Source organism: Streptomyces sp. WAC 04229 (genome assembly GCF_003947455.1).
GTDB lineage: Bacteria > Actinomycetota > Actinomycetes > Streptomycetales > Streptomycetaceae > Streptomyces.
Genome location: NZ_QHJH01000175.1, coordinates 1 through 15,059, shown reverse-complemented (window position 1 = coordinate 15,059; position 15,059 = coordinate 1). Strand labels below are relative to the sequence as shown.

Here is a 15,059-nt window from a genome sequence, read left to right as displayed (position 1 = left end):
CTCCACTCCCACCGCCGACCGCCGACCGCCGACGAAGGACACCCGATGACCCGACCCTCCCCCGCCACGCACAGCGAGCTGGACCAGTTGCTCACCGGACTCGTGGAGCGGGTCGCCGACGTCAACCAGGCGGTGGTGCTCTCCGAGGACGGGCTCGTCGTCAGCAAGTCCACCGGGTTCCTGCGGGACGACGCCGAGCGGCTGGCGGCGACCGCGTCGGGCCTGATGAGCCTCAGCAAGGGCGTCAGCATGGACTTCCGCGGCGGCCCGGTGCGTCAGGCGCTCATCGAGATGGCCAACAGCTACCTGATCCTCAGCTCCGCGGGTCCCGGCGCCCACCTGGTCGTGCTCACCGGGCCGAACGCGGACGTCGGTGTGGTGGCGTACCAGATGAACATGCTGGTGAAGAAGATCGGCGAGCACCTGAGCGCGGCACCGCGGGCCACCGCCGGCCCCGGCGAGTGACGTGACCGGAGGCGACGCGGGCGGCCGGCTCGTGCGGCCGTTCACCCTGACCGGCGGCCGGACCCGGCCCAGCCGCGCCGACTTCACCCTCATCACGACGGTGACCGCGGTCGATCCCCAGCCGACGCGGGGCGCGCGGCCGCAGCCCGAGCACCTGCGGATCCTGCGGCTGTGCGCCCAGCCGGTGGCCGTGGCGGAGGTCGCGGCCCGCCTCGACCTGCCGGTGAGCGTGGTGGTCATCCTCCTCTCCGACCTGCTGGAGGCCGGCCGGATCACCGCCCGGCCGCCGCACCTCGTCACCCGCACCAACCCGGACCTGGACCTGCTGCAGAAAGTGAGGGACGGCCTTGGCCGGCTCTGACCGCGCCGCCGAGGCGCCCACGGCATCCGCGCGCGCGTCCGCGCCCGACGCCGTCAAGATCCTGATCGCCGGCGGTTTCGGCGTCGGCAAGACCACCATGGTGGGCTCGGTCAGCGAGATCGCCCCGCTGCGCACCGAGGAACCGCTGACCGCCGCGGGACTCGACGTCGACGACCTCGCCGGCATCGAGGAGAAGCGGGCCACCACCGTGGCCCTGGACTTCGGTCGGATCACCATCGGCCGGGAACTGGTGCTGTACCTCTTCGGCACGCCCGGTCAGCAGCGGTTCTGGTTCATGTGGAACGACCTGGCGATCGGGGCGCTCGGGGCGGTGGTGCTGGTCGACGTCCGCAGGCCCGAGTCGAGCTTCGCCGCCATCGACTTCTTCGAGCGGCGGGGCATCCCGTTCGTGGTCGGCGTCAACGGCTTCCACGGGCGGCATCCGTACCCGGCGGCGGAGATCCGGGAGGCCCTCGCGCTGCCGGAGCACGTGCAGGTGCTGCTGTGCGACGCGCGGGAGCGGACCTCCAGCCGGGACGTCCTCATCGCCCTGATCGACCAGTTGATCGACGCCGCGACCGGGGCCGCGGCGTCGTAACCGGTCGTCCGCGGGCGTCCGTCAGACGAGACCCGCGGACTTGAGCCACTCCTTGGCCACGTCCAGCGGGTCCTTCTTGTCCAGCTGGACCTGGGCGTCCAGATCCAGGAGGGTCTTGGTGTCCAGCTTGGCGGAGACCGCGTTGAGCGTGGCCACGCCCTCCTTGGACAGTGCGTCCTTGGTGACCAGCGGGGTCACGTTCGCGTACCCGAAGAGGTTCTCCGGGTCCTTCAGGACGACGAACTTCTCCTTGATGATGGTCGGGTCGGTGGTGAAGACGTCCGCCGCCTGCACGGTGTTCTTCGTCAGCGCGGACTGGGTCAGCGGGCCGCCCGCGTCGAGCGCCTTGAAGGACTTGAACTTCAGCCCGTACACCGACTCCAGGCCCTTCAGGCCCTGCTGCCGGGTCTGGAACTCGGGCGAGCCGCCGATCGTCAGGTCCGGGGCGGCGTCCTCGAGGTCGGCGAGGGTCGACTCCGCGGTGAGTCCGTACTTCTTCGCGGTCTCGGCGTTGACGCTCACCGAGTCCTTGTTCTCGGCCGGCGAGGACTCCAGCACGGTCAGCTTCTTGTCGAGCTTGGCCTTCACGGCCTCGTTGACCGCGTCGGCGGACTGCTGCTCGGCCTCGGGGTCGAGATAGGCGAGCAGGGAGCCGTTGTACTCGGGCAGCACCGTGACCGAGCCGTTCTTCATCAGGCCGTACGTCGTCTCCCTGCTGCCTATGTTGTGCTTGTAGGTGACCTTGAGGCCCTTGGCCTTCAGCGCCTCGCCGTAGATGTCGGCGAGCAGGGTGCTCTCGGCGAAGTTGTTCGAGCCGACGACGACGGTGCCGGCCTTCGCCTTCTCGCCGGCCAGCGGATTGTCGGACGTGTCGTCGGAGTCGGAGGAACAGCCCGCGAGCAGCGCCGCCGCGGCGGTGAGCGCGACGGCCGCCGCGCCGGAGTGCCTCGTCCTGGACCAGCTGCTCTTCCTGGTAGAAGTCATCCATCGATCCAAACGAGCCACATGTCGGTCAGTCAAGAACGGCCTGGTTACGGTTTCTTTCACGGCGGTCACAGCCGTCGCTGCACGGCGGTCACAGCCGTCGCTCCTCAGCGCCGCCGCACGCCCGGCGACACCGCCAGCCGACCCGCCGCCCAGAACGCCGCGAGGGTGACCAGCGCAAGGAGGGCCACCAGGGTGGCGCCGCCGACCACCTTCTCGTAGTCGCGCTGGTAGAGGCCGTCGATGATGTACCGGCCGATCCCGCCGAGGGAGACGTACGCCGCGATGGTCGCCGTCGACACGACCTGGATGGCGGCGGAGCGCAGTCCGCTGAGGACGAGCGGCAGGGCGACGGGCAGTTCGACCCGGAACAGGATGCTCGACTCGTGCATGCCCATGCCGCGCGCGGCGTCCACGGGTGAGGGGTCGACGGAGCGGACCGCCTCGTAGGTGGTCACCAGGATCGGCGGGATCGCGAGGATGACCAGCGGGACCATCACGGGCAGCAGGCCGATGCCGACCACCACGGCGATCAGCACCAGCAGCCCGAAGCTGGGCAGCGCGCGGGCGGCGGTGGCGACGAACGCGACGGCGTTGCCGCCGCGCCCGGTGTGCCCGGTCAGCAGCCCGATGGGCAGGCCGATCGCGGTGGCGAGGCCGAGGGCCAGCAGCGTGTACTGGACGTGTTCCAGCAGGCGCTGCGGGATGCCGTCGTAGCCGTGCCAATGGGCGCTGTCGCTGAAGAAGGCGTTGACGAAATTGAGTACGTTCACCGGGCCGACGCCTCCTTCGGCTCGGGCAGTTCCCGCCGTGCGGCGGACTCCTTGGGGCGCCGGCCCTTGCCGCGCGGCATCCACGGGGTCAGCAGGTTCCGGACCAGGACGAGCACCGCGTCGCACAGGACGGCCAGTACGGCGGTGGTCAGCACGGAGTTGACCGCCAGTTCCGGGCGGCCGTACTTCTGGGCGTCCGCGAGCAGGTTGCCGAGGGCGCCCTGGTTGCCGATCAGGGCGCCGACGCTGACCAGCGAGATGCTCGCCGACACGGCGACGCGGAGCCCGGCGAGGATGGCGGGCACCGCGATCGGCAACTGCACCTGGAGGTAGCGCCGTACCGGACCGAAGCCCATCGCGGTCGACGCGGCCAGGGTCTCCTCGGGCACCGACCGCACGCCGTCCACGATCGCCGGGACCAGCACGACCAGGCTGTACACGGCCAGTGGGATCATCACCGTCAGCTCGGTCTGGCCGGTGTAGTCGATGAGGACGACGAAGACGGCCAGCGACGGGACGGCGTAGAAGACGGTCGTCACGCCGAGCACCGGCGGGTACAGCCAGCGGAAGCGCACGCACAGCTGGGCCACGGGCAGCGCGGCCAGCAGTCCGGCCAGCACCGGCAGCAGCGCCTCGCGCAGGTGCAGGCCGATCAGGCCGAAGTAGGTGTTGTCGAGGTCGCTCGGGATGTCGAAGAAGCCGTTCACGGCGCGACCTTCGCGACGTCTGCGGACCCCGCGTCGGACGCCCCGGCGTCGGACGCCCGGGCCGTGGCCGTGCCGTCGTGGGCCGCGCGGATGGCCTCTGCGATGGTCTGCTGGGAGACGACCCCGGTCACCCGGCCGTCGGCGTCCACGGCGACCGCCCAGCCGGTGGGCGAGAGGACGGCGCAGTCGAGGGCGGCGCGCAGCGAGTCCGTGCCGGGCGTGAAAGGCCGCCCGTGGGACAGCAGCCGCTCGGGGGCGACGTCCCCGACGGTCAGGTCCTCCCGCCTGGCCCAGCCCAGCGGCCTGTCGTCCGCGTCGGTCACCAGGAGGTGGGGGGCGTCGGCCGCGGCGGGCGGTGCCTCGGTGGCGCCGGTGCGCACGACCGGGTCGCGGGTCGGCTCCAGGCCGGCGGACGGGAAGAAGGAGAGGCGCCGAATGCCGCGGTCGGCGCCGAGGAAGTCCTCGACGAACTCGTCCGCGGGGTCGGACAGCAGCTCGGCGGGCGGCGCGAACTGGGCGAGCCGGCCGCCGGTGCGCATGACCGCGACCATGGTGCCCAGCTTGATGGCCTCGTCGATGTCGTGCGTGACGAAGACGATGGTCTTGCCCAGTTCGTCCTGGATGCGCAGGAGTTCGTCCTGGAGCCCCTTGCGGACCACGGGGTCGACGGCGGAGAACGGTTCGTCCATGAGCAGCACCGGCGGGTCGGCGGCGAGCGCCCGGGCCACACCGACGCGCTGCTGCTGGCCGCCGGAGAGCTGGTACGGGTAGCGCTTGCCGAGGGAGGCGTCCAGCCCCACGCGTTCCATCAGTTCGGCCGCGCGTTCCCGGGACTTCTGCTTGCCCCAGCCGATCATGCGGGGCACGGTCGCGATGTTGTCGAGGATCGTCCGGTGCTGGAAGAGCCCGGCGTTCTGGATGACGTAGCCCATCGAGCGGCGCAGCGTGGTGACCGGCTGCCGGCCGAGGTCCTCGCCGTCGAGGAGGATGGTGCCCTCGGTGGGCTCGACCATCCTGTTGATCATCCGCAGGGTCGTCGTCTTGCCGCAGCCCGAGGGTCCGACGAGGACGGTTATCGCGCGGTCGGGTATCTCCAGCGACAGGTGGTCGACCGCCACGGTGCCGTCCGGGTACCGCTTGGTGACTGAGTCCATGCGTATCAAAACGCCGAATACCCTTCGGGTCTGGCAGAAGCTGCCCGCTCCGGCCGCGGTCGGTGGGGCCGTCGCCGGTCGAGTGTAGACGGCGGATCTGCGGGGCCCGTTGGTCCGGGGCGACTCCTTCCCCCTGGCCGGACGTTCACACCGGACTGCTCAGCGCAGGAATCCCTCGTAGCGGTGCTGCTCGATCTGGCTGCTGATCTGTTTGACGGTCTCCAGCCCGACACTCACGATGATGAGGATGCTCGTCCCCGTGAGCTGGTTCGCGCTGCCGAAACTGCCGAGGGCCACGGTCGGCACGAGAGCGATCAGACCGAGGTAGATCGATCCCGGCCAGGTGAGGCGGTTGAGGACGTAGCCCAGGTACTGCGCCGTGGCCTTCCCGGCACGGATCCCCGGAATGAACCCTCCGGCCTGCTTGATGTTCCCCGCGATCTCCTCCGGATTGAAGGTGATGGAGACGTAGAAGAAGGCGAAGAAGACGATCAGAAGGAAGTAGATCGCCACATAGTAGGGATGGTTCCCTCTGCTCAGGTTGTTCGTGATCCAGGTGGACCATCCGGAGTCGGACCCGGCGAACTGCGCGATCAGCGCGGGAATGTAGAGGAGCGAGGAGCCGAAGATGACGGGGACCACGCCGGCCTGGTTGACCTTCAGCGGGATGTAGGTGGCGGTTCCCCCGTACGATTTGCGGCCGATCATGCGCTTGGCGTACTGCACCGGAATCCGGCGTTGCGCCTGCTCCACGAAGACGACCAGGCCCACCATCACGAACCCCACCAGCAGGACGATGCCGAAGGCGAGCCAGCCTCCGGCAAGGGTGCTCTCCTGCTTCACGGCCCAGAGAGCGCCGGGGAGGGTCGAGGCGATGGAGAGGAAGATCAGCATCGACATGCCGTTGCCGACGCCCCGTTCGGTGATGAGTTCGCCCAGCCACATGACGCATGCCGTACCGGCGGTGATGGTCACGACCATGACGGCGGTGACGAAGACGGAATCGTCCGGAACGATCCGGGACGCGTCCGGGCAGCTGGGAAACAAGGCGCCGTTGCGGGCGGTCGCCACGAGACCGGTCCCCTGAAGAACGGCGAGAGCCACGGTGAGGTAGCGAGTGTACTGAGTGATTTTGGCCTGCCCGGACGCCCCTTCCTTCTTCAGCGCCTCCAGCCTCGGAATCACCGCAGTGAGCAGCTGAAGGATGATGCTGGCCGTGATGTAGGGAAGGATCCCGAGGGCGAATACCGTGATCTGCAGGAGCGCACCGCCGCTGAACAGATTGACCAGCCCGAGGATTCCATTCGTCTGAGAAACGGAGTCTACGCAACTCTGGACCCTCTGGTAGTCCACCCCCGGAATCGGCACGTGTGAGCCGAGACGGAACAGGATGATGATGCCCAGAGTGAATGCGAGCTTTTTTCGCAGGTCGGGGGTCTTGAAAACACTTACGAACGCGTTCAGCACGATGGTTCCTCTTGTGGGCCCGGGGGTGCCGGTCCGCGGCTCCTTGCGCTCATGCTGCACGAACCGGGCACGACCGGCCCGTCCTGGTGATCCCAACCGGTAGCGTCGATGGGCCGTTCGGGTTCAGCGGCGGGGTCAGAAGCCGCGCAGGATGCCCTCGAAGGGGCCTCGCTCGATCGATCTCCGTTGCCTTTCGGCGGCCAATTGCGTAACGGCCTGGTGCACCTCGCCCAGAATGGCGATCTGCTCGTGATCGAGGTCCGCGGAGGTGTCGTCGGGCGGCGTCGGACGCATCCCGGCCGCCGCCGCGAGGTGGGCGAGGACGGGGTCGTTCCAGTCCCGCACGGCTTCGGCCGCGTCGCGGTGGACGTGCCGGGCCTCCGCCACGGCGGCTCGGTAGCGTCCGGCCAGGCCGCTGCCTCGGCGCCACAGCCAGTCCACGACCGTCTCGTAAGGGGCGTCCCGGACCAGCTCCGACGCGGCTTCGATCAGCATCGGGGATCCGGTGCCCACCGGCGCGGCGGGGAGGAGACGGTCGCCGTGGAGAAGAACGGCCTGCGCCTCCGTGAGATCGATGAGTTCGGCGGCCGCCAGCGCGAGTGACAGGTCGCCCTCCTCGATGCGCGGATCGCCACCGAGGGCGACGGCGAGAGCCGACAATCTCTGGGCTGTTCCCATGTACGACTCCGCAATTCGGCCGTCTCGCCACATCTCGCTTCCACGGTCAGGATAGGCATGGGAGAGGCCTCGGCAATTCATCCGCCGCCCTCGTCATCAGTTCCAAATGGTGCGTAATTCTTCGTCCCGGTATTCTCGTGCACGGTTCCGGCTACCTGATCGGAGGTCTGCGATGAGCCACGAGCAGAAGGACGGCGGGCTGGCCGGGCAAGTGGTCGTGGTGATCGGTGGCAGCTCGGGCATGGGTTTCGAGACCGCTCGCCGCGTGCGCGCCGAAGGCGGCCAGGTGTTCATGACGGGACGCGACGAGCAGCGGCTGGAGCGGGCGGCGGCGCGGATCCAGCCGCTGGGCACGGCCGCGTTCGACGCCACGGACCCCGAAGGGGTCCGGACGTTCTTCCAGGACCTGCCGCACCCCGTCGATCACGTCATCTCCACGGCCGGCGGTCCGTCGTACCTGCCGCTGGCCGAGATGGATCTCGGTGAGACCAGCCGTCACTTCGGCGACCGCCTGGCCATGACCCTGGCGATCGCGAAGTACGGTCAGGACAAGGTCCGAGCCGGGGGAACACTGCTCTTCATCGGCGGCACCGGTGGCAGGCGGCCCGGCGTCGGGAGGACGGTGATCGCGGCGCTCACCGCGGCGCTTCCCGCTCTCACCGCCAATCTGGCCCTCGAACTGGCCCCCGTGCGCGTGAACCTCATCGCGGCCGGCTTCGTCGACACGCCGCTCTCGGCATCCCTGCTGGGTGATGGTCTCGAGGCGAGGCGGGAGGAACTGAGGTCGACCCTGCCGATCCGCCGCGTGGTCGGGCCGGAGGACGTCGCCGATCTCGCCCTCCACATCATGCGCAACGAGGCGCTGACCGGGGCCACGTACGACATCGACGGCGGTCAGCAGTTGCTCTGACCCCCGCGCGCCGCGCGACGCTCATCCGGTCGGGCCGGGATCGTTCGGGTGCGGCTGCAAGGGCGTGACCGCGGCGGTCATCCACGGCCACAGGGGCAGGCTGCCCAACACGTTCGACCGCAGATCGGACTCGTCGTCGGCTCGCCATATGCCGACGCTGCGCACCTCCCCCACCGGGCGCCACAGCCGGAAGAGGCGCCCCTGCTCAGCCAGCTCCCCGGCGCGGACGGCCTCCGCCGCGCGCCGCCGGTCGACCTCCGCCGGGTCGGTCCCTTCCGGGACCGCGGTGGTCAGTTCGACCATGAACTCCCGCATGCTCCCTGCCCTCCTCAGGCGAGGACCTTCAGCAGCCGCTCGGCCAGCACCTCGGCGGAGGCCGGGTTCTGCCCGGTGACCAGATTCCGGTCCTCGACCATGAACGGCTCCCAGACGGGTCCCCGGCTGTACTGGACACCGACCTGGTCCTTCAGCTCCGTCTCCAGGAGCCAGGTCGCCCGGGGAGCCAGGCCGACGCCCTCTTCCTCCTCGTTGGTGAAACCCGTGGCCTTGTACCCCTCGAACGGCGACACCCCGTGGATCCGGGTCGCCAGCATCGCGGCGGGCGCATGGCACACGATGAACAACGGTGCGCCGGAGCCGAGTTGTGCCGTCAGGAGCCGGCCGGCGTCGGCGTCGAAGGCGAGATCCGCCATCGGGCCGTGCCCACCCGGCAGGTACACCGCGTCGTAGTCCTCCAGACGAACGTCCGAGAGCCTCAGCGGACGACGCATCACCTCGGCGTCCCGGATGACGGACTCCAGGTCCAGGGCGCCTTGCTCCCCGCCCGCCATCGACGGACGGAGGCTCATCATGTCGACGTTCGGAGTCGTGCCGCCCGGAGTCGCCACCACGACGGCGTGACCGGCATCCGTCAGGGCCTTGTACGGCTTGGCGAACTCCTCCGCCCAATATCCCGTCGCATATCGTGTGCCGTCCTTCAGCACCCAGTACGTCGCACCGCTGACTATGAACAGAACCGTTGCCATCGCTCTGCGCCTCCACTCGCACATCCGAGGCGATCAGGCACCGTCTCAGTCTAGGAGCGGGCCCGCCGGGACGCATCCGGCTCACACCGGCCCTCCCAGGTCACGCTCGCCGGGCGAGGCGGCCGCCGCGTCCCTATCCTCGAAGAAGGGCAGCCATCGGTACCGCGTGGAGGCGGGGCACATGACCGGGACGGCACAGGCGCGTGAGGCCGACCGCGCGCTCAAGGCGAAGCACCGCTCGATGTGGGCCCTCGGGGACTATCCGGCGGTGGCACGGGATGTCGTGGCCGGTCTGGGCCCCGCCCTCGTGGAGGCCTGCGGGATCAAGGACGGCGACCGGGTGCTGGACGTGGCCGCCGGATCGGGGAACGCCTCGATCCCGGCCGCCTTGGCCGGCGGGGACGTGGTGGCCTCCGACCTCACTCCCGAACTGCTGGACGTGGGCCGGAGAGAGGCCGAAGCGCGCGGCGCGGCAGTGAGGTGGCAGGAGGCGGATGCCGAGGATCTGCCGTTCGAGGACGGGTCCTTCGACACCGTGATGTCCTGCGTGGGAGTCATGTTCGCTCCCCATCACCAGGCCGCCGCCGACGAGTTGGTGCGCGTCTGCAGGCCGGGTGGCACGATCGGGCTCCTGAACTGGACCCCCGAGGGGTTCGTCGGGCAGATGTTCGCGATCATGAAACCGTATGCGCCGCCGCCCCCTCCCGGTGCCCAGCCCCCGCCGTTGTGGGGTCGGGAGGAACACGTGCGGATGCTGCTCGGCGACCGTGTCACGGGCGTCGAAGCACACCGGCGGTCGCTTCGCGTGGACACGTTCGGCGAGCCGGAGGAATTCCGCGCGTTCTTCAAGTCCGCGTACGGGCCGACGATCAGCGTCTACCGGAACCTGGCCGACGACCCCGAGCGCACCGCCGCCCTGGACGCGGCTCTCGTGGACCTGGCGCGCGGTGCGCTCGAGGCCGGTGTCCTCGAGTGGGAGTACTTGCTGCTCACCGCCCGCCGCAGCGCCTGAGGCCGCCGAGACGTCCGGCCGGTCGGCCCGGCGGCCCTAGGGGTTCGGGCGCCCGGTGGCGCAGTATGTGCGGGTGGACAAAGTGCGACTCCTCGTCGTGGACGACGACCCGCCCATCGCCGATCTCGTGGCCACGGTCGCCCGGTACGAGGGGTGGGAGGCGGTCACCGCGAACACCGGCGAGCAGGCGCTGCGGCTGGCCGCCGGGTTCCGTCCGGACATCGTGGTGCTCGACCTGATGCTGCCGGACGTCGACGGCTTCGGCGTCCTGGACCGGCTGCGCCGCTCGGGCACGATGGTGCCGGTGGTGTTCCTGACGGCGCGGGACGGGGTGGCCGACCGGGTGGCGGGGCTGACCCGGGGCGGCGACGACTACCTGGTCAAGCCGTTCGCGGTGGAGGAGCTGATGGCCCGGCTGCGGACGGTGCTGCGGCGCAGCGCCGGGCCGGGGTCACCGCGGTCGGTGCTGCGGGTGGCGGACCTGGAGGTGGACGAGGACACGCGCGAGGTGCGGCGCGGCGGGCGGCGGCTGTCGCTGACGCCGACGGAGTTCGAGGTGCTGCGCTACCTGATGCGCAGGTCGCCGTCGGTGCTGACGAAGGCGCAGATCCTCGACCACGTGTGGGAGTACGGGTTCGGCGGCCGGTCCAACGTCGTCGAGCTGGTCGTCAGCCGGCTGCGGCGCAAGCTCGACGACACGGGTGAGCCGCTGATCCGGACGGTGCGGGGCTTCGGGTACGCGATCCGGGAGACGGCCCGGTGATCCGGCGGGGGTGGCGCGCCTACCGGGGGCTGCGGCTCGGGACCCGGCTGGCGCTGGGCCTCGGGGTGCTGTCGCTGCTGGTCTTCGCGGTGGTCGGCACGGTGCTGACCGCGTACATGCGGGACTACCTGGAGCGGCAGCTCGCCGACCAGATGAAGCTGGTGCAGGTCGTGCAGTCCAAGGACGCGGCGACGCACGGCACGGTGCAACGCAAGCCGTACTACGGCTGGTACACGGCCGTGTACGACGTCTCCGGCGGCTCGGCCGACCTGCGCACGCCCGCCGAGGTGCCGGCCGACAGCCGGGCCCTGACCGACCTGGCGCGGACGATGGCCCGCTCAAAGGAGGACATCACCCGCACGGTGCGGATCGGCGGGCACGGTCCCTACCTGCTGCGCGCCTGCGAGGTGGAGCCCGGGGTGGTGCTGGTCAGCGCGGCGCCCATGGGGGACGTCGAGGACACCGTCGACCAGCTGGTCACGGTGCAGGTCGTCGCCTTCGGGCTGGCACTGCTCGCCCTGGTGGTGTTCGGGCGGCGGATGCTGCGGCGCGGCCTGAAACCGCTGAGCGACATGGCGAGCACGGCGCACGGCATCGCCTCGCACGACCTGACCGAGTCGGCTGCCCGGCTCCCACTGCGGGCCGACGGGCGCGACGGCGGGCAGGAGGTGGCGGAGCTGCGGACCGCGTTCAACACGATGCTGGAGCACATCGACGCGTCGCTGGCCGTGCGGGCGGAGGCGGAGCGGCGGCTGCGCCGGTTCGTCGCCGACGCCTCGCACGAGCTGCGCACGCCGCTGATGTCGGTGCGGGGCTACGCCGACCTCTTCCAGTACGCGGCGGCCAACGAGCCCGCGGAACGGGAGCGGCACCTGGCCCGGCTGCGGGCGGAGGCCGCGCGGATGGGGGTGCTCCTGGACGACCTGCTGCTGCTCGCCCGGCTGGACGCCGACGAGGTGGAGGCGCCGCTGCGCCGGGAGGACGCGGATCTGACGGAGCTGGTGCGGCAGGCCGCGGACGCCTTCCGCGCCGGTCACCCGGACCGTCCGCTGACGGTGCGGGCGGGTGCGGCGGTGGTGAAGCTGCGGCTCGACCCGCAGCGCATCCGGCAGGTTCTCGACAACCTGCTCACCAACGCGGCCGTGCACACCCCGCCGGGCACCGCGGTCTCGGTCACCGTCTCCGGCGGGGCGGACGCGGTCCGGGTGTCGGTGGCCGACGCGGGTCCTGGCATCCCGGCGGCGGACCGGGAACGGATCTTCGACCGCTTCTACCGCGTCGACAAGGCCCGCAGCCGCGACCGGGGCGGCAGCGGCCTGGGTCTGTCCGTCGCCGCCTCGCTGGTGCGCGCGCACGGCGGCACGGTCGAGGTGGACGGCGAGCCGGGCGCGACGGTGTTCACCGTGACGCTCCCGGCCGCCGTCCGTGACGCGTCCGCCGCCCGGTGACTCAGTCCTCCGCGGGCGTCAGCCGCAGCGAGATGCTGTTGATGCAGTACCGCTGGTCGGTCGGGGTCGGGTAGCCCTCGCCCTGGAAGACGTGGCCGAGGTGCGAGCCGCAGCGGGCGCAGCGCACCTCGGTGCGGACCATCCCGTGCGAGCGGTCCTCGATCAGCTCGACCGCGTCGGTGTCCTTCGGGTCGAAGAAGGACGGCCAGCCGCAGTGCGACTCGAACTTGGTCGTGGAGGTGAACAGGTCCGCGCCGCAGGCCCGGCAGGAGTAGACGCCCTCGGTCTTGGTGTCGGTGTACTCACCGGTGAAGGCCGGTTCGGTGCCGGCCTGGCGCAGCACGGCGTACTCGGCCGGGGCCAGCTCCGCGCGCCACTGCTCGTCCGGCTTCTCGACGTCGTACGACATGAGTCCTCAGCCCCTTAGTTTCCGGTGCTCGACAGCTGGTCCAGGATGCGCGGTCCGAGGTCGGTGACGTCGCCCGCGCCCATGGTGAGAACGAGATCGCCGGCCTTCGCCATTCCCGCGACCACCGCGGGCGCGCCGGCCTTGTCGTGGACCGGCGTGACGTCGGCGCCGGCGGCCCGGGCCGCCTCGATGATCAGGTCGCTGGTGATGCCCGGGATCGGGTCCTCGCGGGCCGGGTAGATGTCCAGGACGACCGAGGCGTCCGCCAGGGACAGCGCCTGGCCCATCTCCTTGCCCAGTTCCTGGGTGCGGGAGAAGAGGTGCGGCTGGAAGAGGACCAGGATGCGGGCGTCGCCCACCGCGGCGCGCATGGCCTCCAGGTCGGCCGTCATCTCGGTGGGGTGGTGCGCGTAGGAGTCCACGACCTGGACGCCGGCCGCCTCGCCCTTGAGCTGGAGGCGCCGCTTGACGCCCGTGTAGGCGGCCAGGGCGGGGGCCAGCTCGGCGGCGGGGACGCCGAGGGCCGCGCCCGCGGCCAGGGCGGCGACGGCGTTGTGGGCGTAGTGGCGGCCGGGGACGGAGACCGCGAAGGTCAGCTCCGTGCCGTCCAGCACCACCGTGACCTCGCTCTTCAGGCCCTGCGGGACGACTGACAGGATGCGCACGTCGGCGTCCTCGGACTCCCCGTAGGTCACGGTCCGCACCTTGCCGGCCAGGCGCCGCGTCAGCTCCCGGGCGCCCTGCTGGTCGGCCGCGACCACCAGGGTGCCGCCGGGGACGATCCGGTCGGCGAAGGTCTCGAAGGACTCGTAGATCTCGTCCATCGAGGCGTAGTTGGCGTGGTGGTCCAGCTCGACGTTGAGGACGATGGCGACCTCGGGGGCGTACTTGTGGAAGCTGCGGTCGCTTTCGTCCGCCTCGGCGACGAAGATCTCGCCGTCGCCGTGCAGGGCGTTGGAGCCGGGCGTGTCCAGGTCGCCGCCGATGGCGTACGAGGGGTTCAGGCCCAGCTCGGACAGGCTGACCGCGAGCATCGAGGTGGTGGTGGTCTTGCCGTGGGTGCCGGCCACCGCGATCGGGCGCAGGCCGTGCATCAGGGCGGCGAGGGCGTCGGAGCGGTGCACGACCGGGACGCCCAGCTCGGCTGCGCGGGCCAGCTCCGGGTTGTCCTGGCGGATCGCGGACGACACGACGACGCAGCTCGCGTCGTCGGCGAGGTGCTCCGCCGCGTGCCCGATGTGCACGGTGGCACCCAGGGCGCGCAGCGCCTCGGCGGTCTCGGACTCCTTGGCGTCGCTGCCCGCCACCTGGGCGCCGCGCTGGGCGAGGATCCTGGCGATGCCCGACATTCCGGCGCCGCCGATGCCGATGAAGTGCGGTCGGTCCATGGCGGTGGGAAGGCCGGGTGCCATGCGCTGTTCTCCCAGGGGTGCGGCGGGTGGTCTGCTGGTTGGCGCGCCCCCTGGGCGGGAGCGCGGCACCAGCCTATGCCTTGCTGTGGGAGAACAGTTTCAGGACCGGCACGCCGACCTTGTGCCGGGCCCGGGAGGCCCAGTCGCGGTGGAAGAACTCCTCCACGTAGTGCGGGTCCGTCAGGACGATCACCTCGTCGGCGCCGATCTCCAGGACCAGGGACTTCAGCTCGTCCAGCGGATGGTCCTCGATCAGCCGGCCGTCGGCCTCGGCGCCGGACGCGCGCAGGGCGGTGAGGGACACCTCCAGTGCGCGCCGGCCGACGCTCTGCGCGTCGTCGCCCTCGGGCGTCTCACCCTCCCGGACGGCGTCGTCCAGCTCGCCGAGCGCGACGTCGTCGATCGCTCTCAGCAGCCTGTCGGCCTGATCGCCGCGCGGCTGGAGCAGCACGTGGAAGGCGACCGTCTCCTCGCCGTGCAAGGTGGTGACGAACTCCACGTCGGCGGACGTCAGGGCCTTCTCGATCATCAAAACGCTTGTGAACACCAGGCGCCCCTTCTCCTTCGGGGGCCCGTGGGCCCACCCTCCGTAGGCCGTACCGGACCCTGCCGAAACCATCCTGCCCCGTGATCGCCCGGGTACTGCCGGAATCAGTGTGCCCGGCGCGGACCAAACGGAACGCATGATTCCGCCGATTCCCGGAGGTGCGGTACGACCGGACCCGTGTCCGGTGGGCGTCGTCTGCCCGGGACGGGGGGTCCTAGTTGTACTGCCCAGCCAGGTTGGTCGAGTTTGTGTGACGACACGGTCTGAATCTGTAGGACGGCGAAGGCCTCCGGTTGTGGAGTGGAGCTGTCGAGGAACCGCTCCGCCAACCAGGAGGCCTTCGTGT

General features: G+C 70.7%; 18 protein-coding genes. 7 read left to right on the top strand and 11 right to left on the bottom strand.

Annotated features, from left to right (window positions below; genetic code table 11):
- Positions 1-45: 45 nt before the first annotated feature.
- From DMH12_RS30685 to DMH12_RS30675, 3 genes are read left to right on the top strand one after another with little or no spacing between them, the layout of a single operon-like run.
- The gene (locus DMH12_RS30685; RefSeq protein ID WP_125494684.1) at positions 46-465 is read left to right on the top strand and encodes a roadblock/LC7 domain-containing protein; all 420 of its coding nucleotides are present in this window, start codon (positions 46-48) and stop codon (positions 463-465) included.
- A 1-nt stretch (position 466) separates the two neighbouring features.
- Positions 467-826 (top strand): DUF742 domain-containing protein, encoded by a 360-nt coding sequence (locus tag DMH12_RS30680; protein WP_125494683.1) that lies wholly within the window; start codon positions 467-469, stop codon positions 824-826.
- On the top strand, positions 813-1,424 hold the full coding sequence (locus DMH12_RS30675) for an ATP/GTP-binding protein (protein ID WP_125494682.1): 612 nt from the start codon (positions 813-815) through the stop codon (positions 1,422-1,424). The genes DMH12_RS30680 and DMH12_RS30675 overlap by 14 nt, the downstream gene beginning before the upstream one ends.
- A gap of 21 nt (positions 1,425-1,445) precedes the next feature.
- Here the strand turns inward: DMH12_RS30675 and DMH12_RS30670 are convergent, their stop codons facing one another.
- The 6 genes from DMH12_RS30670 to DMH12_RS30645 all read right to left on the bottom strand — a co-directional run bounded on the left by DMH12_RS30670 (position 1,446) and on the right by DMH12_RS30645 (position 7,187).
- Complete coding sequence (locus tag DMH12_RS30670) at positions 1,446-2,408, bottom strand: ABC transporter substrate-binding protein (RefSeq protein WP_125494681.1); 963 nt, start codon at positions 2,406-2,408, stop codon at positions 1,446-1,448.
- A gap of 107 nt (positions 2,409-2,515) precedes the next feature.
- Positions 2,516-3,181: an ABC transporter permease gene (locus tag DMH12_RS30665; RefSeq protein ID WP_125494680.1), complete on the bottom strand. Its 666-nt coding sequence runs from the start codon at positions 3,179-3,181 to the stop codon at positions 2,516-2,518.
- Positions 3,178-3,888 carry an ABC transporter permease gene (locus tag DMH12_RS30660; protein ID WP_125494679.1) on the bottom strand — a complete coding sequence of 237 codons (711 nt, stop codon included), beginning with the start codon at positions 3,886-3,888 and terminating at the stop codon, positions 3,178-3,180. Before DMH12_RS30660 ends, DMH12_RS30665 begins: the two co-directional genes overlap by 4 nt.
- Complete coding sequence (locus DMH12_RS30655; protein ID WP_125494678.1) at positions 3,885-5,051, bottom strand: ABC transporter ATP-binding protein; 1,167 nt, start codon at positions 5,049-5,051, stop codon at positions 3,885-3,887. Before DMH12_RS30655 ends, DMH12_RS30660 begins: the two co-directional genes overlap by 4 nt.
- Positions 5,052-5,201: 150 nt before the next feature.
- The gene (secY, locus tag DMH12_RS30650; RefSeq protein ID WP_125494677.1) at positions 5,202-6,509 is read right to left on the bottom strand and encodes a preprotein translocase subunit SecY; all 1,308 of its coding nucleotides are present in this window, start codon (positions 6,507-6,509) and stop codon (positions 5,202-5,204) included.
- A 135-nt stretch (positions 6,510-6,644) separates the two neighbouring features.
- Complete coding sequence (locus DMH12_RS30645) at positions 6,645-7,187, bottom strand: GPP34 family phosphoprotein (protein WP_125494676.1); 543 nt, start codon at positions 7,185-7,187, stop codon at positions 6,645-6,647.
- A gap of 172 nt (positions 7,188-7,359) precedes the next feature.
- Here DMH12_RS30645 and DMH12_RS30640 point away from each other — a divergent pair, with 172 nt between their 5' ends.
- Positions 7,360-8,097 carry an SDR family oxidoreductase gene (locus DMH12_RS30640; protein WP_125494675.1) on the top strand — a complete coding sequence of 246 codons (738 nt, stop codon included), beginning with the start codon at positions 7,360-7,362 and terminating at the stop codon, positions 8,095-8,097.
- 21 nt (positions 8,098-8,118) lie between these two features.
- Here the strand turns inward: DMH12_RS30640 and DMH12_RS30635 are convergent, their stop codons facing one another.
- Both DMH12_RS30635 and DMH12_RS30630 read right to left on the bottom strand, forming a co-directional pair.
- On the bottom strand, positions 8,119-8,412 hold the full coding sequence (locus DMH12_RS30635) for a muconolactone Delta-isomerase family protein (protein ID WP_125494674.1): 294 nt from the start codon (positions 8,410-8,412) through the stop codon (positions 8,119-8,121).
- A 14-nt stretch (positions 8,413-8,426) separates the two neighbouring features.
- Positions 8,427-9,122, bottom strand: coding sequence for a type 1 glutamine amidotransferase domain-containing protein (locus tag DMH12_RS30630; protein WP_125494673.1), 696 nt, complete (start codon positions 9,120-9,122; stop codon positions 8,427-8,429).
- Between the two features lie 181 nt (positions 9,123-9,303).
- Here DMH12_RS30630 and DMH12_RS30625 point away from each other — a divergent pair, with 181 nt between their 5' ends.
- From DMH12_RS30625 to DMH12_RS30615, 3 genes are all read left to right on the top strand, one after another.
- Positions 9,304-10,134 carry a class I SAM-dependent methyltransferase gene (locus DMH12_RS30625; RefSeq protein WP_125494672.1) on the top strand — a complete coding sequence of 277 codons (831 nt, stop codon included), beginning with the start codon at positions 9,304-9,306 and terminating at the stop codon, positions 10,132-10,134.
- A gap of 73 nt (positions 10,135-10,207) precedes the next feature.
- Positions 10,208-10,897 (top strand): response regulator transcription factor, encoded by a 690-nt coding sequence (locus tag DMH12_RS30620; RefSeq protein WP_125494671.1) that lies wholly within the window; start codon positions 10,208-10,210, stop codon positions 10,895-10,897.
- Complete coding sequence (locus DMH12_RS30615; protein WP_125494670.1) at positions 10,894-12,345, top strand: HAMP domain-containing sensor histidine kinase; 1,452 nt, start codon at positions 10,894-10,896, stop codon at positions 12,343-12,345. The genes DMH12_RS30620 and DMH12_RS30615 overlap by 4 nt, the downstream gene beginning before the upstream one ends.
- A 1-nt stretch (position 12,346) precedes the next feature.
- Here DMH12_RS30615 and msrB read toward each other — a convergent pair whose 3' ends face one another.
- From msrB to DMH12_RS30600, 3 genes are all read right to left on the bottom strand, one after another.
- Positions 12,347-12,754 (bottom strand): peptide-methionine (R)-S-oxide reductase MsrB, encoded by a 408-nt coding sequence (gene msrB, locus DMH12_RS30610; RefSeq protein WP_064730354.1) that lies wholly within the window; start codon positions 12,752-12,754, stop codon positions 12,347-12,349.
- 14 nt (positions 12,755-12,768) lie between these two features.
- Positions 12,769-14,166 (bottom strand): UDP-N-acetylmuramate--L-alanine ligase, encoded by a 1,398-nt coding sequence (gene murC, locus DMH12_RS30605; RefSeq protein WP_125494669.1) that lies wholly within the window; start codon positions 14,164-14,166, stop codon positions 12,769-12,771.
- Positions 14,167-14,239: 73 nt separating this feature from the next.
- On the bottom strand, positions 14,240-14,713 hold the full coding sequence (locus DMH12_RS30600; RefSeq protein ID WP_185832646.1) for an indole-3-glycerol phosphate synthase: 474 nt from the start codon (positions 14,711-14,713) through the stop codon (positions 14,240-14,242).
- Between the last annotated feature and the right edge of the window lie 346 nt (positions 14,714-15,059).